Annotated in this window: 1 rRNA gene (cut by a window edge); it reads right to left on the reverse strand. The window is 56.3% G+C overall.

Annotated features, from left to right (window positions below):
- Nucleotides 1-22 precede the first annotated feature (22 nt).
- A 23S ribosomal RNA gene (locus tag ACZ7LB_RS31855) occupies nt 23-1201 on the reverse strand; it runs 2114 nt beyond the window's last position.

Genomic DNA, 1201 nt, shown 5'->3' on the forward strand with positions numbered 1-1201 from the left:
AACACAGTGGACGCGAGCAACTGAGGACAAGCCCTCGGCCTATTAGTACCAGTCAACTCCACACCTCACGGTGCTTCCATATCTGGCCTATCAACCCAGTCGTCTACTGGGAGCCTTACCCCATCAAGTGGGTGGGAGCCCTCATCTCGAAGCAGGCTTCCCGCTTAGATGCTTTCAGCGGTTATCCCTCCCGAACGTAGCCAACCAGCCATGCCCTTGGCAGGACAACTGGCACACCAGAGGTTCGTCCGTCCCGGTCCTCTCGTACTAGGGACAGCCCTTCTCAAGACTCCTACGCGCACAGCGGATAGGGACCGAACTGTCTCACGACGTTCTAAACCCAGCTCGCGTACCGCTTTAATGGGCGAACAGCCCAACCCTTGGGACCGACTCCAGCCCCAGGATGCGACGAGCCGACATCGAGGTGCCAAACCATCCCGTCGATATGGACTCTTGGGGAAGATCAGCCTGTTATCCCCGGGGTACCTTTTATCCGTTGAGCGACGGCGCTTCCACAAGCCACCGCCGGATCACTAGTCCCGACTTTCGTCCCTGCTCGACCCGTCGGTCTCACAGTCAAGCTCCCTTGTGCACTTACACTCAACACCTGATTACCAACCAGGCTGAGGGAACCTTTGGGCGCCTCCGTTACCCTTTAGGAGGCAACCGCCCCAGTTAAACTACCCATCAGACACTGTCCCTGATCCGGATCACGGACCCAGGTTAGACATCCAGCACGACCAGACTGGTATTTCAACGACGACTCCACACACACTGGCGTGCATGCTTCAAAGTCTCCCAGCTATCCTACACAAGCCGAACCGAACACCAATATCAAACTGTAGTAAAGGTCCCGGGGTCTTTCCGTCCTGCTGCGCGAAACGAGCATCTTTACTCGTAGTGCAATTTCACCGGGCCTATGGTTGAGACAGTCGAGAAGTCGTTACGCCATTCGTGCAGGTCGGAACTTACCCGACAAGGAATTTCGCTACCTTAGGATGGTTATAGTTACCACCGCCGTTTACTGGCGCTTAAGTTCTCAGCTTCGCCCCACCGAAATGGAGCTAACCGGTCCCCTTAACGTTCCAGCACCGGGCAGGCGTCAGTCCGTATACATCGCCTTACGGCTTCGCACGGACCTGTGTTTTTAGTAAACAGTCGCTTCTCGCTGGTCTCTGCGGCCACCCCCAGCTCAGACCTA

The organism is Streptomyces sp. NPDC107521, assembly GCF_055598485.1.